The sequence below is a fragment of the Microbacterium sp. Z6_144 genome, from assembly GCF_057197625.1.
On sequence record NZ_JBXVPT010000001.1, the window covers coordinates 438,232 to 460,447 of the forward strand.

27 protein-coding genes are annotated in these 22,216 nt (G+C 67.3%); 19 read left to right on the plus strand and 8 right to left on the minus strand.

The genetic code is table 11. The features are described from left to right. Positions 1 to 7: 7 nt before the first annotated feature. Together AC2DGY_RS02095 and AC2DGY_RS02100 are read left to right on the plus strand one after the other, a co-directional pair. Entirely contained in the window at positions 8 to 1,093 is a 1,086-nt protein-coding gene (locus tag AC2DGY_RS02095) for an LLM class flavin-dependent oxidoreductase (RefSeq protein WP_484508042.1), read from the plus strand. A gap of 14 nt (positions 1,094 to 1,107) precedes the next feature. Further along, positions 1,108 to 1,794 carry an NADPH-dependent F420 reductase gene (locus AC2DGY_RS02100; protein WP_484508043.1) on the plus strand — a complete coding sequence of 229 codons (687 nt, stop codon included), beginning with the start codon at positions 1,108 to 1,110 and terminating at the stop codon, positions 1,792 to 1,794. An 82-nt stretch (positions 1,795 to 1,876) separates the two neighbouring features. Here AC2DGY_RS02100 and AC2DGY_RS02105 read toward each other — a convergent pair whose 3' ends face one another. The 4 genes from AC2DGY_RS02105 to AC2DGY_RS02120 form a co-directional block, all read right to left on the minus strand. Continuing rightward, positions 1,877 to 2,575, minus strand: coding sequence for a potassium channel family protein (locus AC2DGY_RS02105; protein ID WP_484508044.1), 699 nt, complete (start codon positions 2,573 to 2,575; stop codon positions 1,877 to 1,879). Then, positions 2,568 to 3,938, minus strand: a complete 1,371-nt coding sequence (locus tag AC2DGY_RS02110) for a TrkH family potassium uptake protein (RefSeq protein WP_484508045.1) — start codon at positions 3,936 to 3,938, stop codon at positions 2,568 to 2,570. The genes AC2DGY_RS02105 and AC2DGY_RS02110 overlap by 8 nt, the downstream gene beginning before the upstream one ends. An 84-nt stretch (positions 3,939 to 4,022) precedes the next feature. After that, the gene (locus AC2DGY_RS02115; RefSeq protein WP_484508046.1) at positions 4,023 to 4,355 is read right to left on the minus strand and encodes a DUF7882 family protein; all 333 of its coding nucleotides are present in this window, start codon (positions 4,353 to 4,355) and stop codon (positions 4,023 to 4,025) included. Positions 4,356 to 4,442: 87 nt separating this feature from the next. Next, on the minus strand, positions 4,443 to 4,721 hold the full coding sequence (locus tag AC2DGY_RS02120; RefSeq protein WP_484508047.1) for a hypothetical protein: 279 nt from the start codon (positions 4,719 to 4,721) through the stop codon (positions 4,443 to 4,445). 164 nt (positions 4,722 to 4,885) lie between these two features. Between AC2DGY_RS02120 and AC2DGY_RS02125 the strand changes: the two genes are divergently transcribed. The 4 genes from AC2DGY_RS02125 (at position 4,886) to AC2DGY_RS02140 (ending at position 7,125) form a co-directional block, all read left to right on the plus strand. Continuing rightward, the gene (locus AC2DGY_RS02125) at positions 4,886 to 5,224 is read left to right on the plus strand and encodes a hypothetical protein (protein ID WP_484508048.1); all 339 of its coding nucleotides are present in this window, start codon (positions 4,886 to 4,888) and stop codon (positions 5,222 to 5,224) included. Between the two features lie 156 nt (positions 5,225 to 5,380). Then, positions 5,381 to 5,722, plus strand: a complete 342-nt coding sequence (locus tag AC2DGY_RS02130; RefSeq protein WP_484508049.1) for a DUF7882 family protein — start codon at positions 5,381 to 5,383, stop codon at positions 5,720 to 5,722. A gap of 141 nt (positions 5,723 to 5,863) precedes the next feature. Then, positions 5,864 to 6,202 (plus strand): DUF7882 family protein, encoded by a 339-nt coding sequence (locus AC2DGY_RS02135; RefSeq protein WP_484508050.1) that lies wholly within the window; start codon positions 5,864 to 5,866, stop codon positions 6,200 to 6,202. Between the two features lie 173 nt (positions 6,203 to 6,375). Then, positions 6,376 to 7,125, plus strand: coding sequence for an SDR family NAD(P)-dependent oxidoreductase (locus AC2DGY_RS02140; protein ID WP_484508051.1), 750 nt, complete (start codon positions 6,376 to 6,378; stop codon positions 7,123 to 7,125). A gap of 32 nt (positions 7,126 to 7,157) precedes the next feature. Here AC2DGY_RS02140 and AC2DGY_RS02145 read toward each other — a convergent pair whose 3' ends face one another. The 3 genes from AC2DGY_RS02145 to AC2DGY_RS02155 form a co-directional block, all read right to left on the minus strand. After that, positions 7,158 to 8,129, minus strand: a complete 972-nt coding sequence (locus tag AC2DGY_RS02145; protein ID WP_484508052.1) for an aldo/keto reductase — start codon at positions 8,127 to 8,129, stop codon at positions 7,158 to 7,160. A 129-nt stretch (positions 8,130 to 8,258) separates the two neighbouring features. Next, positions 8,259 to 8,957 (minus strand): SDR family NAD(P)-dependent oxidoreductase, encoded by a 699-nt coding sequence (locus tag AC2DGY_RS02150; protein ID WP_484508053.1) that lies wholly within the window; start codon positions 8,955 to 8,957, stop codon positions 8,259 to 8,261. A gap of 73 nt (positions 8,958 to 9,030) precedes the next feature. Beyond that, on the minus strand, positions 9,031 to 9,909 hold the full coding sequence (locus AC2DGY_RS02155) for a helix-turn-helix domain-containing protein (RefSeq protein WP_484508054.1): 879 nt from the start codon (positions 9,907 to 9,909) through the stop codon (positions 9,031 to 9,033). Positions 9,910 to 10,046: 137 nt separating this feature from the next. On the opposite strand from AC2DGY_RS02155, the gene AC2DGY_RS02160 reads away from it, so the two are divergent. From AC2DGY_RS02160 to AC2DGY_RS02215, 12 genes are all read left to right on the plus strand, one after another. Beyond that, positions 10,047 to 11,075: an NADP-dependent oxidoreductase gene (locus AC2DGY_RS02160; protein WP_484508055.1), complete on the plus strand. Its 1,029-nt coding sequence runs from the start codon at positions 10,047 to 10,049 to the stop codon at positions 11,073 to 11,075. Between the two features lie 130 nt (positions 11,076 to 11,205). Next, a complete protein-coding gene (locus tag AC2DGY_RS02165; protein ID WP_484508056.1) occupies positions 11,206 to 11,688 on the plus strand; it encodes a MaoC/PaaZ C-terminal domain-containing protein in 483 nt (160 codons plus the stop codon). 2 nt (positions 11,689 to 11,690) lie between these two features. Beyond that, a complete protein-coding gene (locus tag AC2DGY_RS02170) occupies positions 11,691 to 12,365 on the plus strand; it encodes a GntR family transcriptional regulator (protein ID WP_484508057.1) in 675 nt (224 codons plus the stop codon). A 32-nt stretch (positions 12,366 to 12,397) separates the two neighbouring features. Then, the gene (locus AC2DGY_RS02175) at positions 12,398 to 13,291 is read left to right on the plus strand and encodes an SMP-30/gluconolactonase/LRE family protein (RefSeq protein ID WP_484508058.1); all 894 of its coding nucleotides are present in this window, start codon (positions 12,398 to 12,400) and stop codon (positions 13,289 to 13,291) included. A 19-nt stretch (positions 13,292 to 13,310) separates the two neighbouring features. Further along, a complete protein-coding gene (locus AC2DGY_RS02180) occupies positions 13,311 to 14,900 on the plus strand; it encodes a class I adenylate-forming enzyme family protein (protein ID WP_484508059.1) in 1,590 nt (529 codons plus the stop codon). Then, on the plus strand, positions 14,897 to 15,349 hold the full coding sequence (locus AC2DGY_RS02185) for a MaoC family dehydratase (protein WP_484508060.1): 453 nt from the start codon (positions 14,897 to 14,899) through the stop codon (positions 15,347 to 15,349). The genes AC2DGY_RS02180 and AC2DGY_RS02185 overlap by 4 nt, the downstream gene beginning before the upstream one ends. Then, entirely contained in the window at positions 15,339 to 15,863 is a 525-nt protein-coding gene (locus tag AC2DGY_RS02190; protein ID WP_484508061.1) for a MaoC family dehydratase, read from the plus strand. The genes AC2DGY_RS02185 and AC2DGY_RS02190 overlap by 11 nt, the downstream gene beginning before the upstream one ends. Positions 15,864 to 15,935: 72 nt before the next feature. Continuing rightward, positions 15,936 to 17,264: an MFS transporter gene (locus tag AC2DGY_RS02195; RefSeq protein WP_484508062.1), complete on the plus strand. Its 1,329-nt coding sequence runs from the start codon at positions 15,936 to 15,938 to the stop codon at positions 17,262 to 17,264. Then, complete coding sequence (locus AC2DGY_RS02200) at positions 17,261 to 18,058, plus strand: SDR family NAD(P)-dependent oxidoreductase (protein ID WP_484508063.1); 798 nt, start codon at positions 17,261 to 17,263, stop codon at positions 18,056 to 18,058. Before AC2DGY_RS02195 ends, AC2DGY_RS02200 begins: the two co-directional genes overlap by 4 nt. 122 nt (positions 18,059 to 18,180) lie before the next feature. Beyond that, entirely contained in the window at positions 18,181 to 19,299 is a 1,119-nt protein-coding gene (locus AC2DGY_RS02205) for an alkene reductase (RefSeq protein WP_484508064.1), read from the plus strand. Between the two features lie 63 nt (positions 19,300 to 19,362). Then, positions 19,363 to 19,785: a nitroreductase/quinone reductase family protein gene (locus tag AC2DGY_RS02210; protein ID WP_484508065.1), complete on the plus strand. Its 423-nt coding sequence runs from the start codon at positions 19,363 to 19,365 to the stop codon at positions 19,783 to 19,785. A gap of 111 nt (positions 19,786 to 19,896) precedes the next feature. Beyond that, positions 19,897 to 20,067 carry a hypothetical protein gene (locus tag AC2DGY_RS02215; RefSeq protein WP_484508066.1) on the plus strand — a complete coding sequence of 57 codons (171 nt, stop codon included), beginning with the start codon at positions 19,897 to 19,899 and terminating at the stop codon, positions 20,065 to 20,067. Between the two features lie 18 nt (positions 20,068 to 20,085). On the opposite strand, the gene AC2DGY_RS02220 is transcribed toward AC2DGY_RS02215, so the two are convergent. Beyond that, positions 20,086 to 20,724, minus strand: a complete 639-nt coding sequence (locus tag AC2DGY_RS02220) for a TetR/AcrR family transcriptional regulator (protein ID WP_484508067.1) — start codon at positions 20,722 to 20,724, stop codon at positions 20,086 to 20,088. A gap of 85 nt (positions 20,725 to 20,809) precedes the next feature. On the opposite strand from AC2DGY_RS02220, the gene AC2DGY_RS02225 reads away from it, so the two are divergent. Next, a complete protein-coding gene (locus AC2DGY_RS02225; protein ID WP_484508068.1) occupies positions 20,810 to 22,210 on the plus strand; it encodes a serine hydrolase domain-containing protein in 1,401 nt (466 codons plus the stop codon). The last annotated feature ends 6 nt before the right edge of the window (positions 22,211 to 22,216 follow it).

A 22,216-nucleotide genomic window follows, 5' to 3' on the forward strand; every position in this document is an offset into this window, starting at 1 on the left:
AGCGATCATGAGCAACGTCACCGAGTTGGAGTTCGGCGTCGATACGTTCGGAGACCTGCCACGCGACGACCAAGGCGCGGTCGTCTCCTACGCAGCGGCGATCCGCGCCACCGTGGCGGAGGCGGTACTGGCCGACCAGCTGGGGATCGACGCGGTCGCCATCGGAGAGCACCACCGCCCCGAGTTCGCCATCTCGTCCCCGGAGACCGTACTGGCCGGCATCGCGACGGCGACGAACCGCATCCGTCTCGGCTCCGGAGTCACCGTGCTGTCCTCCGACGACCCGGTGCGGGTGTTCCAACGCTTCGCGACAGTGGACGCGCTCTCGAATGGGCGGGCCGAAGTCATCCTGGGGCGCGGCTCTTTCACCGAATCGTTTCCGCTCTTCGGGTATGACCTCGCCGATTACGAGTTGCTCTTCGACGAGAAGATCGATCTGTTCCACGCCTTGCTCGATGAGAAGCCGGTCACGTGGCAAGGCACGACGCGGGCGCCCCTTCACGAGGCCGATGTCTTCCCGAAGACCGATTCGGGGCGGTTGCGCACGTGGGTCGGCGTCGGTGGAACCCCGCAGTCCGTGGTGCGAACCGCGCAGTACGGGTTCCGGCTCATGCTCGCGATCATCGGAGGCGCCCCCGGCCGTTTCGCGCCGTATGTGGATCTGTATCGTCGAGCGACCGAGCAGATGGGCACGACTGCCCATCCGGTGGGTATGCATTCCCCCGGCTTCATCGCTGCGACGGATGAAGAAGCCAAGGAGCTCTTCTACCCGGGGTACAAGGTGATCCGGGACCGGATCGGGGCGCTCCGCGGATGGCCCCCTGTGCGGCGCTCCGAGTTCGAAGCCGACGTCGAGCACGGGTCGCTGTACGTCGGCTCGCCGGAGACGGTTGCCCGCAGGATGGCCGATGCCATCCGCACGCTGGACGTCGGCCGATTCGACCTGATCTACACGGCCGGGGGCGCGCTGTCCGCCAGCGCACGCCTTCGCGCTGTCGAGCTGTACGGCACGCAGGTGATCCCGATGGTCCGAGAAATGCTCGCCGAGACGCCGGCGCGGCCGACCATGACCGGAGCGGCGTTCCGGCGATGAGCGAGAGGAACGACATGGACACCAACATCAGCAAAGACGTCACGGTGGGGATCCTCGGGGCAGGCAAGGTCGGCACAGTGCTCGCCCGCCTCGCCGTCGCCGCAGGTTACCGGGTGTTGATCGCCGGCTCCGGGGATCCCGAGCGGATCGCCCTCACCATCGATGTGCTCGCACCCGGCGCGACCGCCGTCGCCGCAGAAGTAGCCGCCCGCGAGGCCGACATTGCCGTGCTTGCGCTCCCTCTCGGGAAGTATCGGCGGATACCGGCGGCGCAGCTCGAAGGCACGCTCGTTGTGGACGCCATGAACTACTGGTGGGAAACCGACGGGATTCGCGACGACCTGAACGATCCGCGCACCTCGACGAGCGAAATCGTCCAGGACTTCCTCTCCGGCTCCCGCGTCGTGAAGGCGCTGAACCACATGGGGTACCACGATCTCGAGGAAGAAGCCCGCGCCGCCGGCTCCTCGGGCCGCAAGGCCATCGCCATCGCGGGCGACCGGGAAGTCGACCTCGCGCAGACCGCAGAGTTCATCGACGCGCTCGGGTTCGACCCCGTCATCGCCGGTCCCCTCGCCGCGGGTGTCGTCCTGCAGCCCGGCAATCCCACGTTCGGCGCCAACCTCCCGGCCGAAGATCTGCGCGCACTCATCGATGCCACGGCCGCCGCGAACCCGGAGACTTCCCAGTCGATTTCCTGAACACCTGCCAGCGACCGGGGGGCTGACCGCCATCGGACGGCAGGTGTGGCTCGCCTCCGCAGTTGGTGGTCGGCATGCCGCCTCAGCGGAGTTGGCTGAAAGCTTCGGCTTTCCGGGTCGGTCCTGCGATCAGCATGAGGTCACCCGAGTTGACCACCGTCTCCGCAGTCGTGTACGTCCACTCGCCCCCGGGCCGCATCACCGCGGTGATGGTCACGCCGTACTTGGAGCGGATCTTCGCTTCTCCCAGGGAGACTCCACTGACGGTCTGGTTGGCCGCGGCCTTGACGAGTGCGAAGTCATCGCTGATCTCGATGTAATCCTGCATCGCGCCGCGCACGAGATGCGCCACCCGCTTGCCCATGTCCTTCTCGGGGTAGACGACGTGCGTCACTCCGAGCTGCTCGAGGATCGTGCCGTGGGCGTCGCTGACAGCTTTGGCCCAGACCTGGTCGATGTCGAAACGTAGGAGGAGGGACGTGGTGAGGATGCTCGCCTCGATGTCGCTGCCGATCGCCACCACCACCCGGTCGAAACCAGGCAAAGCCAACTGCCGAAGGACCTCCTCGCTGGTCGAGTCGGCCGTCACGACATGCGTGAGTTGCCCGTTCAAGCTCTGAACGATGTCCTCTCGGCTGTCGATGCCGAGCACTTCGGTGCCCTTCGACATCAGTTCGAGCGCCAGCGCTCGACCGAACCGGCCGAGTCCGATGACGGCAACGGAATCCGCCTCTGCGATCCGGGTCAGGTCTTTGCCGCCGAGAAAGGGGAGCTTAGCCAATGATGGGCCTTTCTTTGGGGAGTTCGTAGAGCACCCGTCGTTCTCTGAGCGCGAGGGCGGACGCGAACGTGATCGGCCCGAGTCGACCGATGAACATGAGAAGGATCAGGATGATCTGCGCTGCGACAGGGAGGTCGGCCGTGATACCCGTGGACAAGCCCACCGTGCCGAAGGCGGACACGACCTCGAACAACACGCGATCCAAACTGATTTCGGTCATGAGCATGATCGCGACCGTCGCCGTCATGACGACGGCGACCGAGAGGAGTACGACCGTGATCGCCTGACGGTGTACCGCCCGGGACAGCCGCTTGCCGAACACATTCACCGCGCCGTCCCCCCTGATCTCGGCGAGGAGGATGAAGAAGAGCACCGCGAAGGTGGTGACCTTGATGCCACCGGCCGTGCCGGCCGGTCCACCACCGATGAACATCAGTGCGTCCATCCCGAGGAGACTCGCCTCGTCCATCGCCCCTATGTCGAGGCTGTTGAACCCCGCCGTACGGGTCTGCACCGACTGGAAGAAGCCCGCGAGCAGCTTCGCGGGCCAGGCCAGTGGGCCCAGCGTCGCCGGGTTGTTCCACTCGATGGCGGTGATGTACGCCGTGCCGGCGATGAGGAGCGTCACCGTGGCGGTCAGCACGATGCGGGTGTTCATCGTCCACTTCAGTGGCGACCGCGCGTACCTTCGCAGCTGCATGATCACCGGGAACCCCAGCCCGCCCAGGATCACTGCGGCGGCGATCGGCAGGCAGATGAACGGATCGGCGACGAAGGACATCAGGTTGTCGCTGAACAGCGCGAACCCGGCGTTGTTGAAGGCCGACACGGCATGGAACAGCGCCAGCCAGGCCGCCTCCCCGATCGTGTGCTGGAACCCGGTGGCGAACCGTGCGAACAGGAGGACGAACACCACCGCTTCGATCGTCAGGGAGATGCGGACGACCCCGAGGACAAGGCTCCTCACATCTTCCAGACCGACGCTCTTCACTTCCGCGGCGGCCGCGAGCGTGGACCGCAACGAGAGCCTCCGCATGACCGTGAGGCCGATGACGGATGCGAACGTCATGACACCGAATCCGCCGATCTGGATCAGCAGCAGGATGACCGCCTGACCGAACGGCGTCCAGAAGGTGGGGGTGTCAACGATGACGTGGCCGGTGACGCAGGCCGCCGAAACTGCCGTGAACAGTGCCTCGATCAACGACGCTCCGCCCGGCCCGACCTTGGCGATCGGAAGCGACAGCAACCCCGTCCCGAGGACGATGACGAGAACGAATCCGCCGAGCACCGCCTGGGCTGGATGAGGTCGCCACCGGCGACCTCGGCTGGCCGACGTCGTGGCGGGCGCAACTCTGGTCACGAGCAGACTCTAGCGGGGCGCTGTACGACGACGGCGCGTATTCGCGTGGCGTGGCAGACGCGTCGGTCGGGACCGGCGGGCGCGTCAGCCGTAAAGGGGACGGTCGCCTTCTTTTTCGACTCGCTGTGGTTCGCTGATGATGTAGAGGCCTGTCGGCGAGTTCGCCGCCGTCGTGAGCACTTCCAGCCACGCGCGGTTGATCTGCGGTTGGCGGTTTCCGCTGAACTTGAAGACCAGCGAGGCCTCGGGATGTATCCACAACGAGGTGCGGCCGCTCCCCAGGCTGACATCGTCTTTCCAGGTGAAGAAGAACGGCTCGGCGCGGCGGAGCTTGGTGCCGATGACGATCTGAAGGTGGGCGAGCAGCCGATCCTCGAAGGTGGCGCTGGCCTGCGTGTTGTAGGAGAACTTGCCCATTCTGGCTCCTGGGTTACTCCGTGCAACTGCACGCAGTGTCTGCATGTCTGGTCATGAGCGCGGGCGCCCGCCGGGGCGCCCCTCCTCTCAGAGATCGAAGAAGCCGCCGAACGGCACGTCGTCGTCTCCCGTGTCGCGCGCGTCGAACTGGACGGTCTGAACCGACATCACGACTTCCGTGCGGGCCGAGACGAGAACAGCAACCGACCGGTTGCCCACCACGACGAAGTCGACGAAGCGGCCGCCGTCGCGGGACGCTTCCTCCATCGCGAGGCGCAACTCGTCGAGGTCCTGGCCCTGTGCAAGCAGATAGCTCTCACCGTTGACCGTCAATTCGGTCCGCACCATCGTCTGAGTCTCGGTCACCCGCATCACCCTAAACTAGACGATCTGGGCGGTGCAGGTACTTGCCGGGGCCAGCGCGCCCATATAACAGGCCGCACCGCGGCGGCGCAGTGGGCGCGGACGGCGTTAGAGCGCGCTGTCAACCCCTTCACGGTTTGCTGGGGGATCGGGCCACAGTAGCCCGCGTGAAGCACATCACATTTGCCGACAAGACGATGTTCGTGGACGACGAGACCGCCGATTGCCTGACGGAGTACGCCGCACTCCTCGGCACGGAGAACATCGCCGACACGGTGACCCTCCATGTGATGGGGCAGGACGGCAACGAGAGCGAGGCCACGTTCGTGCTCAACCCCTCGACGAACCTGGTGGCCGAGTCCACCAACTTTCAGGGCCGACTACCGGGCAACGAGGAGGCGCTGGCCTATATGAGGGAGCGCATCTCCCAGCTTCGTAATCCCCCCTCGCCGGGATTCGACGACGGACCACACCTCGTCGATATGGACGACGAGGAGATCGCGTAGGGCGACGGGCGCCCGCTCCCGAGGTACACCGGACGAGCCCTCTCCCGCAGCGGAGACGAGGCGTAAGCTCCTTGCACCGGATCATCCTGGAGCAGACGCGATCTTGAGCGCACCTCCCGCCGTCCTCGGCGGCTGCCGGCAACGAAAGGGGGGAGTATGGGCCATCTCATCTACGGCGTGGCGCCCGCCATCGGCATCGACGACTGGGGGCTTCGGCATCTTCAGTCCGTCATGCTCACACGGCTGCGCCGCAACGAGAGCTTCAGCTTCAGCTGGGACGACGAACCAGATGTGGACGGAGATGCCGCCGTCCCGGAAACCGGGCGTTACGGCACCGTGTGGATATCGAAAAGTTCATCCCTCTACTTCAGTTATGACCGGCCTCGCGATCGCCCGCTGAATCGGCGATGGCTCGCACTCCTGGCCGACTCGGCGAACAGTGCACAGGGTCTCCGGCTCATTCCGGAGCCGGCGAACGACGCGCCGCCGAGACCGTAGCGGGGCATGACCGCGGGCGTGCTTGACAGGCGTTCGCGGGGCGAGGACCGTGGTGAGGGATGCGGCATGCTGGCAGGCGTGGGCCTTTCGTGTCCGACCCCGGATCATCCAACGCCTGAGCGTGTCTGACCGGAGGGTCAGATGGGTACGTTCACCTACGACAACACCGCCAAGATCGACCTGGACGACCGGCTCCTCGCGCACCTGCAGGTCGTGATCGGCACCAAGCTCCGCCGACAGGAAAGCTTCTTCTTCACCTGGAAGGAAGATGTCAGCGTGGGTGGTGGCCGCCGCTCCGTATGGCTCAATCCCGCGACAGCGTTGCAGTTCAAGTACAGCGGCAGCCGCAGCCCTCAGATGAGCCGACCGTGGCTGGACGCGCTCGCGTACACCGCCAATCAGCCCACCGGGCTGTACATCATCCGCGAACCGCAGGAGGTGCCGTCTACGGCCCTGCAGAACGAGGATTCGCTGGTCTAGCCGTACTCGGTCATGGCGTGGGTGTCGTGCGGGTGATCGGAGTTCGGCTGCTGCGTGCGGGGAGGGGATCAGCCGAACAATAGGATGTGCGCGACTACACCCGCGCGCCCTCGAGCGTGAGCCGCGCGCTGTGTCACCCGCGCGCCGCGCACGACAGGACGGAGGACGCATCGATGTCGTCACACACCACGATCATCACCGGAGGGGTCGGAGGCATCGGGGCCGCCACGGCGTTACGCCTGCTCACCGATGACGAGCGCCGCCACGTCGCGCTCGTGGACCGGACCATCCCCTCGCTGCCAGAGGAGCTCCGCCCCTTCCAGGACCGCCTCGGGCTCTTCGAGTGCGATGTGACGGACCCGGCAGCCGTCGCCTCTGCCGCCGAGCGGATCGGGCGCGACACGCCACCCGTCGACGGCCTCGTCAACGGTGCGGGCATCGTCCGCAACGACGACAGCATCAGCATCGATATCTCCGACTTCCGCGCGGTGATGGCCGTCCACGTCGACGGCACGATGCTGTGGTGCCAGCAGGTCGCTCGAATGCTCGACGGGCGACCCGGTTCGATCGTCAACATCGGATCGATTGCCGGCCAGTTCGGGCATCCGCGTCGTGTCGCCTACGGAGCCGCCAAAGCCGCGGTCCATTCGATAACGAAGACCCTCGCCGTGGAGTGGGCCCAGCGCGGAATTCGAGTCAACGCCGTCACGCCGGGCTACATCGCCACGCCGATGTTGCAAGAGGTGGAGCGCATCGGATTGGTCGACGCATCCGTAGGCGCCTCGTGGACGGCGATGAAGCGGCTGGGCGCCCCGGAAGAGGTCGCCGCCGCCATCGCCTTCCTCCTCAGTGCAGACGCGAGCTTCGTCACCGGTCACATTCTCAACGTCGACGGAGGGTTCGCGGTCCTGAAGGCGGAGTAACCCCGGTCGCCTCGGTGCGCGCCGGCCGGCGTTCACGCGTCGATCTCGGTCATGCCCGATTCGTCGAAACGATCCCCCGTGGGCGCGGGCAAGGCGTTCAGCCGTTCGAGCTGAGCAGCCGACAGCGACAGGGCATCGGCGGCGACGTTCTCCGCCACCCGGTCGGCACGGGTGGTGCCGGGGATGGGCGCGATGCCCTCGCCTTGGGCGAGCAGCCAGGCCAGCGCCACCTGCGCCGGCGTCGCATCGAGTTCATCGGCGATGTCTCGTACCTCGTCCACGATCCGGAGGTTGCGCTCGAGGTTCCCGCCCGTGAAGCGAGGGTTGGTGCGTCTCCAGTCGTCCGCGTCGAGTTCATCCAGCGAACGGATGCGGCCGGTCAGGAAGCCGTGACCGAGCGGCGCGTACGGCACCAACCCGATTCCGAGTTCGCGCAGGGTCGGCAGCACATCGGACTCGACATCCCGCGTCGAGAGGGAGTACTCGGTCTGGACGGCCGCGAGGGGATGCACCGCGTGCGCGCGACGGATGGTCGCCGCGCTCGCCTCGGACAGGCCGATGAAGCGCACCTTTCCCTCGGCGACGAGTCCGGCCAGCGCCCCGATCGTGTCTTCGATCGCGGTGTCCGGGTCGATGCGATGCTGGTAGTACAGGTCGACGGAGTCGGTGCCGAGGCGGCGCAGGGATCCTTCGATCGCCGCGCGGACGTTGGCGGGGCTGCTGTCTCGTCCCGGGCGCCCGGTGTGGGAGATGTGGCCGAACTTCGTGGCGAGCACGACCTCGTCGCGTCGACCGCGGATGGCGCGCCCCACGAGCTCCTCGTTGACATAGGGGCCGTAGACCTCGGCGGTGTCGAGGTGAGTCACACCGAGGTCCAGTGCGTGCCGGATGGTGCGGAGGGATTCGGACTCCGCTTGGCCGGCGCCGGTGTAGAACGCCGACATCCCCATGGCTCCGAAGCCGATACGGGACACGGTCAGGGCTCCGAGGTTCGTGGTCTTCATAGGGTCACCCCCTCAGTCGGCCGGCCGAAGCGGACCGTCGACGCGATAGGAGTGGCGACGAGCGCTATGAGATTGTCCGACATGGACTTCTCCTTCTTCTGTTGACGGGATGCGGCCGGGGCTCCGCCCTCAACGCATGGTGGACCCGCCGTCGACGACGAGCACCTGTCCGGTGAGCGCCTGGGCGCCCTCGGAGGCGAGGAAGGCGACCGCGTGCGCGGTGTCTTCGGGAACGAGCGCGCGCTTCATCGCCTGCGTGGCGACCACGGCCTCGATCTGGGCGGAATCGTTCACGCTGCGGGCGATCGGGGTGTCGGTGAGTCCCGGCGCGACGGCGGTGACAGCGATCCCATCGCCGCCCAGTTCCATCGCCAGGGTGCGCACGATGCCCATCATGGCCCCCTTGCTGGCCACGTAGGGGAGGAATTCTCCGCCGGGCGGTGACCACAACGTGTCGGAGGCGATGAAAATGATCCGGCCGAACTTCCGCTCGATCATCCCCGGCGTGAAGGCCTGCGCCAGCCACAGCGGCGCCTCGACGTTCACGGCCTGGACGGCGCGCCAGCGATCCGCGGTCAGCTCGTGCAGATGCATCTGATCGATCACCGCGGCGGAGTGCACCAGCACGTCGACGCGTCCGTAGCGCTCGAGCACGGCCGCGGCGGTGCTTCGCGTCGCCTCCTCGGTGGTCAGGTCGGCGCGGATATCGCCCCCGCGGCGGCCGAGCGCCACAGTCCGGTATCCCGATGCTTGCAGCGCGGTGGCGATCGCGTTGCCGATGGCGCCGGTGCCACCGGTGATGACCGCGATTCGTTGTTCGGTGGACATGGGGAGCCTGCTTTCTTTCACGATGAACCGCCCCCCGACGCGCTCGGCGGGAGGGTGGGTGGGATGCGACGAATCAGTGCTGTTCGTCGCTGTCGACCGTTGCGCGCGAGCGCGTGCCGGGGTCATCGGCCGGGGCCGGGATGGTCGCGCCGAGGAGCGTCAGCTTCTCCGCGGCGGGGGAACCGGCTACTGCGTGGTAGAGCACCAGCGTGATGCCCTCGGTTCCGCTGAGGGCGAGGCGCTCGCGATGCAGCTCGATCTCGCCGAGTTGCGGGTGGTCGAAGGTCACGGGAGCGCTGCGCTGCGAGCCCACCCCGTGGCGGTCCCACAGGCGCCGGAAGGGCGGGCTGGCCACGGAGAGCTTCCCGACGAGATCGAGGAAGCGCGGATCGTCTGTATCGGTGCCCACCGCCTGCCGAAGGCTCGACACATAACACTGGGCAGTGCCATCCCAGTCGGTCAGCAGTTCGCGTTCCGCCGGGTCGAGGAAGACGTCGAGCAGCTGGTTGCGGCCCACGGCCAGGCGGGGGGACAGGGCGGTTGCCAGGGCGTTCGCCGCCAGGATGTCGAAGTACCGCCCCTCGATGAAGGCCGGATGCGGAAGGCTTGCGACGAGCTCCCTCGTGCTGGCGGGAACGACCTCCCTGCGCGGGCGAGAGCGGCGGCGACTCGGCTTGTCCGCGACGAGTCCGAGCAGGTAGGCCATGTGGTCCTCGTCCAGTTGGAGCACGCGGGCCACGGATTCGAGCACCTGCACCGAGGGGTTCCGGTCGCGGCCGCGCTCCAGACGCAGGTAGTAGTCGACGCTGATGCCGGCGAGCATCGCGACCTCCTCGCGGCGAAGGCCCGGCACGCGCCGGTCGCCGGGGTCGCTGATCCCCACCTGGTTGGGAGTGACGAGTTCGCGGCGAGCGCGAAGGTAGTCGCCGAGAGGGTTCGACTTGTCGGTCATACCGGAACCGTAACCCGAGGTCGGGACCGCGTGGGATGGCCCTGTCACGCCCTAGGCAGGTCGGGGTACTGGTCCGGGTGGGGTCGAACGCGTTCGGTGGGTATCGCACCACTTGCTCACCGATGAAAGGACACCGCATGGGCACTCCGATGAATCGTCAGATCCTTCTGGCCGCACGACCGCAGGGAAATCCCCAGCAGAGCGATTTCGAGATCGTGGAACGGCCGGTACCGGTCCCCGGCGACGGGCAGGTCCTCGTCCGCAATACGCTGCTCTCCCTCGACCCGTTCAACCGCATCCTCATGGGCAACGCCAACAGCGACCAGGCCCCCCTCGACGTCGGCGACACGATGTTCGGCTTCACCGTGGGCATCGTGGCGGAGAGCAACCACCCCGACTTCACCGTCGGCGAGCACGTCGTCGGATTCCTCGGCACCACGGGATGGCAGGACTACGCGATCTCGGATGGCTCCGACATCCGGGTGGTTGACCCTGAGGCGGCGCCTCTGACCGCGCACCTCGGCCTCCTCGGCGTGACGGGCCTGACCGCCTGGGTGGGCCTGACCAAGATCATCCACCCCGTTCCCGGCGCGACGCTCGTCGTCACGGCAGCCGCGGGCGCTGTCGGCTCGGCCGCGGCGCAGATCGGCAAGATCCGCGGCCTTCGCGTGGTCGGGGTCGCCGGCGGCCCGGAGAAGACCCGGCACCTTCTCGACGACCTCGGCCTGGATGCCGCGGTGGACTACAAGGCGCCCGATTTCGCCGAGCAGCTCGCTCGGGCGGTGCCGGACGGCATCGACTTCCTGTACGAGAACGTGGGTGCCACGCAGTTCCCGCTGATGATGCAGCACATGAACGTCAACGGCCACGTGGCGGTGGGAGGGGTCATGTCGCAGATCACGAACACCGATCTGACGGCCGGTGCCAACGACCTGCCCGATGTGCTGCGCAAGATCTTCTACCGCAACCTCTCTGTCCACGGATTCGACGTGACGCAGTTCTACGGCTCGTACCCGGAGTTCCTCGACGACATCACCCCGCATGTCACGGCCGGGAAGATGCACAACGAGACGCACCTCATCGAGGGTCTGGAGGCGATCCCGGTTGCGTTCCCGCAGATGTTCACGGGCCGGGGCGCAGGGAAGATGATCGCCAGGATCGCCTGACCCGTCCATCCGCGCGTGCTCGCCGCAGGAGTGCCCCGCATCCCTTCGGCGAGCACGAGAGCGCAACCCTCCCGAACCCGTCCTCGCAGTGTGGGGATGTGGTGCGGCGCCCCTGTCATATCATTGCGAAATGAGCGGCTTGCCGGCGTCACGTGTGGAGCCGATCACCACCGTGGGCGCACGGTGGCAGACTCGCGAGCGCGCAATGCCGCGGGACGAGATGATGGCCTTCGCCCGAGCGTGGGATCCGCTCCCCGCACATGTCGATGAGGAAGCCGCGGGCAAAACGAGGTTTGGGGGCATCATCGCAAGCGGGCTGTACACGCTGGCGGTCTACCAGTCTCTGGTGGCCGATGACGTTCTGCACGGACAGCCGATCGTTGCCGCGAGGGCTCTCAATTCCGTAAAGTTCCTTCGTCCCGCCATGCCGGAGGATGTCGTCCATGCAGAGGTCGAGGTCATGGACGTGCGGCGCGGAACGGGGGACACCGTGGATGTGACGCTGTCCGGGGCGCTTGTGCGCGGGGAGAACCATCTTCTCGAAGTCGAGGTCGCCCTCGTCCTCCGGGACGACGCCGCGACACAGGAAGGGTCGGTCCCAGACGATGAGTGACCGTGACTGAGCGCCGTCGCGTGAAGCGGGCGAGTACGTCCGAACGCGTGGCGGACGAGATTCGCGAACTCATCTTCAGCGGCAGCCTGGCCGGGGGCCAGAAGATTCCCCAGGACGCGATCGCGGAGCAGCTGGGCATCAGCAGGCTGCCCGTGCGTGAGGCCCTGATCGCCCTGGAAGCCGACGGCCTCGTCTATACGGAGCAGCATCGGGGAACCTTCGTTGCCGTGTTCACGCCCGAAGACCTTCGAGACCACTACACGGTCTGCGGACTGGTCCACGGCTTGGCGGCCTCGCGCGCGGCGACGGAGATGACGGAGGAGGACCTCGCAGAACTGCGCCGCCTGCACAACGAGATGTCGGTGGAGGAAGACCCCGGGCGGCTCTACGATCTGCACTGGCGGTTTCATCAGCTCATCAACCGGGTCGGGGGGACGCGGCGGCTGCGCGCCATCCTGCAGCAGCTCTCCCACAACCTCCCGCGCAGCCTGTTCACCGCCATCTCGCCGCGCGATGTGGACGCGGCGGCGGCGCACTCGGAGCTGATCCGGGCGCTCGAGCTCCGGGACCCGGAACGGGCAGCCGGCCTCACGCGCCGCCACTTGGAGGTCGAGGCTGACCTCGTGATCGAGCGGCTCGCTCGGGAGGGGCTATGGCGCGCGCGTCTGCCCTCTTGACACCATGTCTGATATTTGATCAAATATCAGACATGACGACGACGTCTCTCGGATCCGGCCGTAAAGGGGCGGCGATGCGCCCACTGGCATCCGACATCGGCTTCACAGAGGGTCCGATCTGGACCGGGGACGCGGTCATCGTCACGAGTATCACCCGGGCCCAGCTCTACCGAGTCGGTCTCGACGGCACGGGCGCTTCCCCCGGGCCCGAGGTCGGGGGCGGACCGAACGGCCTTGCCGTCGACCCGGAAACGGGGACGATCTGGATCGCACAGAATGGGCGCGTCCACATGCCCCCGCGAGCGAGTGTGACGCCCCGCATCGCCGGAATCCAGATGGTCAGCCAAGGAGCGCTTCAGCAACCCCTGGTCGTCTCCACCGGCGCGCCGAACGACTGCGCCATCGGCCCCGACGGGAGGCTGTGGTTCACTGAGCCGAACGGCGACCCGCACGGTTCGAACAAGCGCAATGGCCGCGTGCAGGCGTGGGATCCGCGCACAGCGCAGCTCGAGACACAGCTGGTGACTGACGGGTATCCGAATGGGCTCGCCTTCGGTCCGGGCGGCCGGTCCCTGTACGTCGCGGAAACGCGCTACGGAAGAGTTCGTCATTTCGCCCTCGGCGACGGTCCCCTCGAGGAGATCGGCACGATCACCATGGACCACGGTTACCCTGACGGCCTGGCCATCACCGCGGACGGGGAGGTCCTGGTCGCGGGGACGTCTTCGGGCGCCGTCGACATTTACGACGCCGACGGCGCCTTCGTTGAAAGCCTCCACTTCGGTGGGGGCTCCATGCCGACGAACCTCTGCTTCGCCGGGACGGATCTGGACCAGCTCGTGGTGACGTTGGCCAAGGGAGGCCGCGTGGTCGCCCTCGACGTGGAGCGTCGAGGTCTTGCACTCTCCTTCTCTCTGGGACTCTGACAACGCGGACGGACGGATCATGGAACCGAAGCTTGCGACCACGTTCGGGGGGATGCTCCGCGACGCCGCATCGGCTTGGCCCGACCGGCCGGCGGTCATCTTCGAAGACCGCGAGTTCACCTTCCGCGAGTTCGATGCCGCCGTGGATGAATGGGCCCGGGCCCTGATGGCCGCCGACATCCGGCCGGGTGAGCGCGTCGCGGTGCTCGCACCCAACCGTCCCGAGTGGCTGCTGGCCTCCTTCGCTGCAGCGCGGATCGGGGCAGTGGTGACCGCACTCAACACCTGGCACAAGTCCGACGAGCTCGCATCGGCGATCGATCGCTCGAAGTCGGTGGCGATTCTCGCAGCCGACCGGCTCCGCAACCAGGACTTCACAGCCATGCTCGAGGAGATCCTCCCTCACCGCTCGTCCGTGCGGTTGACCGTGGCAATGGGGGAGCGGGGGCCCGCCGCATCGCTTCCTCTGACGGAGTTCCTCCGACGCGGGGACGCCGTGGAAGCTGCCGCGCTGGCCGAGCGAGAGCGGGCCGTCGACGGCGACAGCGACCTCTTCATCCTGTTCACCTCTGGAAGCACGGCACAGCCCAAAGGCGTCATCACCAGACACGACTACACCGTCCGCAACGACTACTGGATCGGGGAGCGGCAGGGGCTCAACGCCGAGGACCGTCTGTGGCTGGTTGTTCCTCTCTTCTACGCGTTCGCCGCCGCCAACGCGATCGCCGCCTGCTGGACGCACGGCACGGCGCTCGTCCTGGAGGAGGCGTTCGACGCCGACCAGGCCCTCGACACGATGGAGCGCACGAACGCGACGGCGTACTACGGGCTCGGGAACATGACGCGGGCGCTGATCAAGGCCCAGCGAGAGCGGCCCAGGCGTCTGGCGCTGCGGAAAGGGCTGACGGGGTACTCGCGGGAGGACAAGCGTCTGGCCATCGAGGATCTCGGCGTCACGGAGATCTGCGGCATCTACGGGCTGAGCGAGTGCCACGGTCTCTGCGCGATGTCGTCGGCGACGGACGCGGTGGATGTCCGTCTGGGAATGGACGGCACCGCCCTCCCCGGGTGGGAATTCCGGGTCGTCGACGCGGAGACGGAGAGCGAAGTGCCCGGTGGAGAGGTCGGACATCTGCTCGTACGGGGCCCCCTCAGTCCCGGCTACCTCGACGACCCTGAGGCCACGCGACAAGCCTTCACCGCGCAGGGATTCTTCCGCACGGGTGATCTGGTCCGCATCGATGCGTCGGGGGCGCTGCACTACCACTCCCGGTTGAAGGACCTCATCAAGGTGGGCGGCGTGAGCGTATCCCCGCGCGAAGTGGAATCTGTCATCCAGCGCCACCCCGCGGTGCGCCAGGCATTCGTCGTGAGTGTGCCGGATGCGGAAAAGGGTGAGGCCATCGCCGCCGTCGTCGAGCTCTTCGAAGGGGAGAGCACCCAGCCGGCCGAACTGAAGAAATTCGTCCGAGAGCACTCGGCCGGCTACAACACGCCCGCGCACGTCCTTTTCCGCGACGACGCGAGCATCCCGAAGCTGGCCAGCGGCAAGGCGTCCTTGCTGGCGCTGCGGACCGACGTCCTGGCAGAGATGGGAATCCAGGGATGAGCGCGATCTCGTACTACGAGGACTTCGAGCCGGGCCGCGTCTTCGTCCACCACTGGGGACGCACGGTCACGACAGCCGACGCAATCCTCTTCGCCACACTCACGCATCTCTACGAACCCCGTTATTTCAACGCGGAGATCGCGCGATCCGCGGGTCATGCCGTGCTCCCGGTCAGCCCCTATCTCGTGCTGGGTATCGTCATCGGCCTGTCGGTAGAGGACCTGTCGGAGTCGGGTGGCCCCTTCCTCGGGGCGGACGACGTCGTCTTCGCCGAGCCCGTCCACGTCGGCACCACACTGAGCGCCGGAAGCCGGGTCATCTCGCGGCGACCGTCCTCGTCGCGGCCGGGCTGGGGAGTCGTCGAGTGGGAGACCATCGGCGACGACGGTGACCGGGAAGTCGTGAGATTCCGACGAACCAGCCTCGTGAGGAGCCGCCATGGCCAGTGAGCGTTATTTCGAAGACTTCGCAGTGGCCGAAGTGGTCCACCATCGCAGAGGGCACACGGTCACGGAGTCGGACAACGAGATCCTGTCGTTGCTCACCATGAACACGGCCCAGACACACTTCAACCGCGCCTCCCTCGCCGACTATTTCGACGGCAGCTTCCAGCAGCTACCGCTGAGCGCGCCCGTCGCTCTCGCGATCGCGGTCGGCTTGACCAGTGAGGACATGAGCGAGCACGCACTGGCCGAAGTCTCCTGCACCAACGTACGAACGCCCACCCCGATCGTGGCCGGCGACAGCCTCATGGCCACGAGCGAAGTGCTCGAGCTCGCCGACGGTCCCGATCCCTCGAACGGCGTGCTGACCTACAGGATCACCGCGATGGTCCGCGAGCGGGAGGTCCTCACCGCCATCAGAACCGTTCTTCTCAAACGTCGAGCCGCCTTCGGAGACCTCGACGATGCACGCACACGCCAGCAGGTCCACCGCATCACCACTCTCCTCAGCGAACGCTGACGGGGGACGACCCGAACACCGCGGCAGTGTCAACGGACACGGAGCCCGCACGCATCGACAGAGAGGTCATGCATGTCCATCGAAGCCGAGATCCACACTCTCGAAACCAGCACACTCACTCCAGCCACGCGCCGCGCCGTCCGACGAACGGTCCTCGGCGGGGCCGTCGGTTCCGTCGTCGAGTTCTACGAGTTCTCCACGTATGGCGTGCTGGCCAGCACGCTCGCAGTGGTGTTCTTCCCCACCAGCGACCCGACAACCGCCCTCCTCTCCACACTCGCCGTCTTCGCGGTCGCCTTCTTCGCGCGGCCCATCGGCGGATTCTTCTGGGGTGCCCTCGGAGACCGGATCGGCCGGAAGAAGACCCTCGCGTTCACGATCATCCTCATGAGCGTCTTCACCGCCGTGATGGGGCTGACGCCGGGGTACGCGGCGATCGGGATCTTCGCCCCCATCGTGCTCATCGTCCTGCGTTTCCTGCAGGGCGTGTCGGCCGGGGGCGAGGTCTCCGGCGCCGTCTCGTTCGTCGCGGAACACTCCCCGGCCAACCGCCGGGGGTTCAACGTGGGGATGATCACGGTGGGTGCCGGCTTCGGCACCCTCCTCGGCACCGTCGTCCCGAGCATCATGCTGCTCACCCTCACGCCCGAGCAGATGGTCGAGTGGGGATGGCGGATTCCCCTCCTCATCGCGCTGCCGCTGGGCATCATCGGCCTCTATATCCGTCGCCGGCTCGATGAAACGCCCTACTTCAAAGCCCTCGCGAAGGAAAGCCGGCGCTCGGAGAACCCGCTGAAGACCGCCCTCACGGGCCGGGCACAATGGCGGCTGCTGGCGATCGCATTCTTCCTCACGTCGCTCAACGCCGCCTCGTTCTACATGCTCGCCGGGTATCTGCCGAGCTTCGCGACGGCGAGCCTGAATCTGACGGGATTCCAGGCGCTGGCACCAGCCGTCATCGCCGTCGCCTGCGCCATCCTCGCAGAGGTCGTCGCCGCGTGGCTCTCCGACAAGGTCGGCCGGAAACCCGTGCTCATCACCGCTGCCGTCGGCCAGCTCCTGCTGGCACTTCCCTGCTTCCTGTTGATCTCGACCGGACAGTTCGGCTTGATCGTTGTCGGGCTGATCCTGCTCAGCGTCCCCATCGGGGGGTACGCCGGCGTGACGAACCCCGCGCTCAGCGAGCTCTTCCCCACCAACGTGAGGGTCACTGGTCACGGAATCACCTACAACATGGCCGTGGCGGTTTTCGGCGGATCCGCGCCGTATCTGCTTATCTGGCTGGGAGCCGTCACGGGAAGCACCCTGGTAGGTGCCTTCTACCTCATCGCGCTTGCGATCGTCGCTATCCCCGCTGTCCTGGTCATGCGGGAGCGCTCGGGGCAGCCCCTGCAATCATGACGAGCGCCTCATCCGCCGCGCGGCCCGAGGGTGAGCGAGGGCACGGCGGCGACTTCAACGGGATCAGAGCGATCGTGACGGGCGGAGCATCCGGAATCGGACTCGCCGTCGTGGAAGACCTGCGCCGTCGGGGCGCCGAGGTCGCCGCGCTGGACGTCGACTGCTCCGGTGTGCCCGACCACGTTCTCGCGATCGGCGCCGACGTGACCGACGACGGCGCTGTCCGAGCCGGCGTCGAACGCGCCGCGCGGAGTCTCGGGGGCATCGACGTCCTGATCAACAACGCCGGAATCGTCGCCACCGGTTCGGTCGAGGACAACGGCGACGAGGAGTGGGCGCACCTCCTGGATGTCAACGTCACCGGCATGGCTCGGACCACGCGAGCGAGCCTGCCGTTCCTCAGACGCTCGCGTCACGGCGCGATCGTGAACATGTCGTCAGTCGCGGCACGCAACGGACTTCCGAATCGCGTGCTCTACAGCGCAAGCAAGGGCGCTGTGATCTCGCTCACCCTGGCCCTCGCGGTGGACCTGATCTCCGACCGAATCCGTGTGAACGCCGTCTGCCCCGGCACCGTGGACACGCCATTCCTCGACAAGCTCCTCGTCGGCGCCGCAGACCCCGCAGCGGAAAAGCGTTCGCTCCACGGTCGCAACCCCATTCGCCGGCTGATCTCCGCCGAAGAGACGGCCAACGCGGTGCTCTACCTCGCGTCGCCGATGAGCGCCTCGACGACGGGAACCATCCTGGACGTGGACGGGGGGGTGACGACCTTGCGCACACCCCATCGCTGACGCCGCTTCGAAAGCCGCATCGCGGCCCCCCGCATAAAAAGTTGCTCAAACAAGGAATGCGCGGGCGTATACGTTGTTCGAACAAGTAACGGCCCTGCCCTCGGGTCGCGAAAAGGAGAACAATGACCACGTCAGATTCCGGCACGCAGACCGTTTCCGCGTTCGAGCCGGTCACGGTCGGCCGCCTTCAGCTGCGCAACCGCATCGCGATGGCACCCATGACCCGCAGCCGCGCCGTCGGAACCACGGCCACGAACGACATGGCCGAGTACTACGCGCAGCGCGCCGGTGCCGGGCTCATCATCACCGAGGGCATCCAACCCAGCGCCGTCGGGCAGGGGTACCCCGATACCCCGGGGCTGCATTCTCCCGAGCAGGTCGCGTCGTGGCGCGCCGTCACCGACCGCGTTCACGCGGAAGGCGGTGTCATCGTGGCTCAGCTCATGCACACCGGCCGCATCGGACATCCGGCCACCACGGATGCTGTCGGCAACAAGGGTCTCGTCCCCGTCGGCCCGTCCGCGGTGAAGGCCGCGGGCCAGATCTTCACTCCCGCAGGGAAGAAGGACTACGTGGTGCCGGTGGCCCTGAGCGAGGACGACATCCAGGACACGATCGAGGACTTCGTCGCCGCCGCTCGCAACGCCGTCGCCGCCGGCTTCGACGGCGTCGAGATCCACGGCGCCAACGGATACCTCCTGCACCAGTTCCTGGCCCCGAACGCCAATCAGCGCAGCGACCGGTGGGGCGGCAGCGTGGAGAACCGCATCCGCCTGACCGTCGAGATCGCCCGCGCGGTCTCGAAGGCGATCGGTTCCGACCGCACGGGTCTCCGAATCTCCCCCAACAACGGCCTGGGCGACACCGTCGAGACCGACTACCGCGACGTGTATCCGGCGCTGGTCACGAGCCTGCGCGCGCTGAACCTGGCGTTCCTGCACCTCGTCGAGGCGGGAGACCCGAGTTTCACCGCCACGGTGCGCGAGCTCTGGGACGGCGTCCTCATCCTCAACTCCGCCGCAGCCGACCCGCTGACACATCCGCAGCGCGTCGAGCTGGTCGCCGACGGGGCAGCGGACCTCGTGTCGTTCGCGCGCCTCTTCATCGCCAACCCCGACCTGGTCGAGCGGCTGGCCCAGGGCGCTGAGATCGCTCTTCCCGATCTCAGCAAGGCGTACGGCGGGGGCAGTGCCGGGTACACGGATTACCCCCGCTCCGCCGAGACTCCGGCGGGCAGCTGACCCTCATCCGGAAAGGAAACCGGCAAGGCGTCACGGTCATGACCTGACGCGGAAGGAATCGACATGTCCGAATTCAACGAGCGGGTCATCGCTCATTTCCGGCAGAGCAACGGCGTTGTGGGAGCCTGGGGCGACCGGCTGGTGCTGATCCATCATCGGGGTGTGCGCACCGGCCTCGCCCGCATCAACCCCGCGATGTCGGTGCGAGACGGCGGGACGTGGATGGTGGTCGGCTCGGCCATGGGAGCTCCGAGCGACCCTGCCTGGGTCGGGAATCTCCGCGCGCATCCGCGCACCCTGATCGAGGTCGCCGAGGCCGACGGCATCAGCGAGGTGCCCGTGACCGCGCAGGAACTCAGCGGCACCGAAAGGGAGAGGGCGTTCGCTCGCTTCGTTCGGATGGCGCCGTCCTTTGGCCAGTACCAGGCGAACGCAGTCCGGCTCCTGCCGGTGATCCGGTTCGTGCCCCGATCGCCCTCCGCGTGATCGCGAGACAGGAGGGCGACTCGCGCTCGTTGAGCAGGGCCGGGCCCGGGCTGGTCGGGTTCCGGCGCTCAACGGCCTACGCTGTGGATGTCGTCGACCAAAGGATCCGCCATGTCTTCCCCCAGCGAGCACTCGTCCGAGCAGCGCATTCCGGCGTCGGATGAGCCGGCCGTTCCCGAGTTGGAGCTTGACGAGACCATCGCGCCGCGGCCGGAGGAGGAAGTCGCCGACGTCCTTCGTGCGGAACCGGACACCCGCGATCACAGCGGGCACTCCGACTGACGTCCCCTCAGCCGCGTCTCATCCAGTCTCTTCGGCGCTGCCTTGCTGGGCGGCGCCGTATTGGGCGATCCGCTCCCGGAGGCCCGCCACAAGGGTCTCGAGACTGAACGACCACGCCAGGGTGGGGTCGTAGTCCTTGAGCGCGTGAAACTGGGGGAAGTTCTCCGGTGGGAGGTCTTCCATCCCCGTTTCCGGGAGCTCCCCCCGGGCCAGCATGCTGCGCTCGGCGCCCACCATCAGCGCGGGGAACACCGCTGCCTTGACCGCGCTGTAGGCATCCCCGGGGGAAAGCCCTGCAGCGGCGAAGGCGGCCATGGCGGCCTCGAACGAGGCGGCAGCGCGCACACCCTGCACCGGCCGGCGCGATAGTGCCGCGAAGGCGCCCGGATGCTGGGTGGCCAGATCGCTCATCGCCGAGAAGAACGTGCGGACCCACTCCTCCCAGTGCACGGGCGTCGCGGGCAGGTGTGCTCGCTCCAGCAGCGAATCGACGATCCCGTCGGTGATGGCGTCCCGGGTCTCCACGTGGTTGTAGAGCGACGTGACGTGCACACCGAGTTCGCCGGCGATCCGGCGCAGGGTCACCGCGTCCAATCCCTCGCGATCGGCCATGGCGACCGCGCAGTCCAGGATCCGCTCTCGCGTCAGTGCCGCCACCGGATGAGCATAACGTCGTTGACAGGGACACCTACAGTGTAGGTATGCTGTACCTACACTGTAGGTCTACCCATGAGGAGCCGAAATGTTCGCGTCACAGGAACTGGAACAGAAGCTCACCGAGCTGATCACGAAGCACAACGTCCCCGGCGCGCAGCTGGCGGTGCTGGACGGCGACACGGTGACCGAGGTCGCTGCGGGCGTGCTCAGCGTGCGCACGGGGCTCGCCGTGACCGCCGACTCGCTCTTCCTTCCCGGCTCGATCGGCAAGCTCTACACCGCGACGCTCATCATGATGCTGGTGGAGGAAGGCAGGCTCGACCTGGACGCCCCCATCCGCACCTACCTGCCGGACTTCGAGGTGGCAGACCAGCGAGCCCGCGACCAAGTGACTCCGCGCGACCTCCTCACCCACACCAGCGGCTTCGACGGCGATCACTTCACCGACACCGGCCGCGGCGACGACGCGCTCGCCGCCTACGTCGCCGGATGCGCCGACCTGCCGCAGATCGCCGCCCCCGGTGCGATCTGGAGCTACAGCAACAGCGGTTACTCGATCCTCGGGCGGATCGTGGAAGTCCTCATGGGAACGACCTTCGAGCAGGCGCTGCGCGATCGGATCTTCACGCCGCTCGGACTCGAGCACACCGTGTCGTTCGCGGACGAGGCGATCGTCCACCCCACCGCCGTGGGACACGTGCCCGACCCGAACGATCCCTCGACGCCGGTGGTGAGCCCGACGTGGGGACTGTGGCGCGCGTTCGGGCCGATGGGCTCGGCCGTCGTGGCATCCGCCGGCGACGTGCTCGCGTTCGCCAGGATGCATCTGGACGGCGGGGTGGCGCCCGACGGCGCCCGGCTGCTGGACGGGGCTCTGGCCGCGAGCATGCTCGAGCAGCAGGTCGAGCTGGTTGACGACTCCGTGCTCGGGCAGGGCTGGGGCCTGGGCTGGATCCTGGACCAGTGGGGTGATGTCCGTGTCATCGGCCATGACGGCAACTCCATCGGACAGAACGCCTTCATGCGCGTGGCCCCCGAGCAGCGCTTCGGATTCTGCCTGCAGACCAACGTGGAAAGCGCGCTGGGGATGTACCGCGAGCTCGCCGGCTGGTTGTTCGGGCGCCGCCTGGGCGTGGGCCCGCGCCCCGACCCTGCAGCGCTCGACGACGAGCGGGTGACCCAGCCCGACCGATACACCGGCACCTACGAGCGGGAGGGGCTGAGCTTCCAGATCTCCGCGGACGAGGAGGGCCGCCTGCGGGCCACCGTGACGCCCTCGCACGGGGTCGCGCAAGACCAGGGCTGGCCGCCGATGGTCGACCTGCCCCTGGAGCCGGTGGCGCGGGATGACTCGTTCCTCCTCAAGCTCCCCATCTCCGACGAACCTCTTCTCGCCGTGTTCTTCGATCCCGCCGGCGCAGGCGCTGAACCGACCTACCTGCACTTCGGTGGCCGGGCACACCGACGCACGGGCGTGGCGGGCTAGCCGCGA

Coding starts and splice junctions, on each gene's coding strand:
- AC2DGY_RS02095 (WP_484508042.1), top strand. CDS start 8: ATGAGCAACGTCACCGAGTTGGAGTTCGGCGTCGATACGTTCGGAGAC.
- AC2DGY_RS02100 (WP_484508043.1), top strand. CDS start 1,108: ATGGACACCAACATCAGCAAAGACGTCACGGTGGGGATCCTCGGGGCA.
- AC2DGY_RS02115 (WP_484508046.1), bottom strand. CDS start 4,355: ATGGGCAAGTTCTCCTACAACACGCAGGCCAGCGCCACCTTCGAGGAT.
- AC2DGY_RS02130 (WP_484508049.1), top strand. CDS start 5,381: ATGGGCCATCTCATCTACGGCGTGGCGCCCGCCATCGGCATCGACGAC.
- AC2DGY_RS02135 (WP_484508050.1), top strand. CDS start 5,864: ATGGGTACGTTCACCTACGACAACACCGCCAAGATCGACCTGGACGAC.
- AC2DGY_RS02140 (WP_484508051.1), top strand. CDS start 6,376: ATGTCGTCACACACCACGATCATCACCGGAGGGGTCGGAGGCATCGGG.
- AC2DGY_RS02145 (WP_484508052.1), bottom strand. CDS start 8,129: ATGAAGACCACGAACCTCGGAGCCCTGACCGTGTCCCGTATCGGCTTC.
- AC2DGY_RS02150 (WP_484508053.1), bottom strand. CDS start 8,957: ATGTCCACCGAACAACGAATCGCGGTCATCACCGGTGGCACCGGCGCC.
- AC2DGY_RS02155 (WP_484508054.1), bottom strand. CDS start 9,909: ATGACCGACAAGTCGAACCCTCTCGGCGACTACCTTCGCGCTCGCCGC.
- AC2DGY_RS02160 (WP_484508055.1), top strand. CDS start 10,047: ATGGGCACTCCGATGAATCGTCAGATCCTTCTGGCCGCACGACCGCAG.
- AC2DGY_RS02165 (WP_484508056.1), top strand. CDS start 11,206: ATGAGCGGCTTGCCGGCGTCACGTGTGGAGCCGATCACCACCGTGGGC.
- AC2DGY_RS02175 (WP_484508058.1), top strand. CDS start 12,398: ATGACGACGACGTCTCTCGGATCCGGCCGTAAAGGGGCGGCGATGCGC.
- AC2DGY_RS02180 (WP_484508059.1), top strand. CDS start 13,311: ATGGAACCGAAGCTTGCGACCACGTTCGGGGGGATGCTCCGCGACGCC.
- AC2DGY_RS02185 (WP_484508060.1), top strand. CDS start 14,897: ATGAGCGCGATCTCGTACTACGAGGACTTCGAGCCGGGCCGCGTCTTC.
- AC2DGY_RS02190 (WP_484508061.1), top strand. CDS start 15,339: ATGGCCAGTGAGCGTTATTTCGAAGACTTCGCAGTGGCCGAAGTGGTC.
- AC2DGY_RS02195 (WP_484508062.1), top strand. CDS start 15,936: ATGTCCATCGAAGCCGAGATCCACACTCTCGAAACCAGCACACTCACT.
- AC2DGY_RS02200 (WP_484508063.1), top strand. CDS start 17,261: ATGACGAGCGCCTCATCCGCCGCGCGGCCCGAGGGTGAGCGAGGGCAC.
- AC2DGY_RS02205 (WP_484508064.1), top strand. CDS start 18,181: ATGACCACGTCAGATTCCGGCACGCAGACCGTTTCCGCGTTCGAGCCG.
- AC2DGY_RS02210 (WP_484508065.1), top strand. CDS start 19,363: ATGTCCGAATTCAACGAGCGGGTCATCGCTCATTTCCGGCAGAGCAAC.
- AC2DGY_RS02215 (WP_484508066.1), top strand. CDS start 19,897: ATGTCTTCCCCCAGCGAGCACTCGTCCGAGCAGCGCATTCCGGCGTCG.
- AC2DGY_RS02225 (WP_484508068.1), top strand. CDS start 20,810: ATGTTCGCGTCACAGGAACTGGAACAGAAGCTCACCGAGCTGATCACG.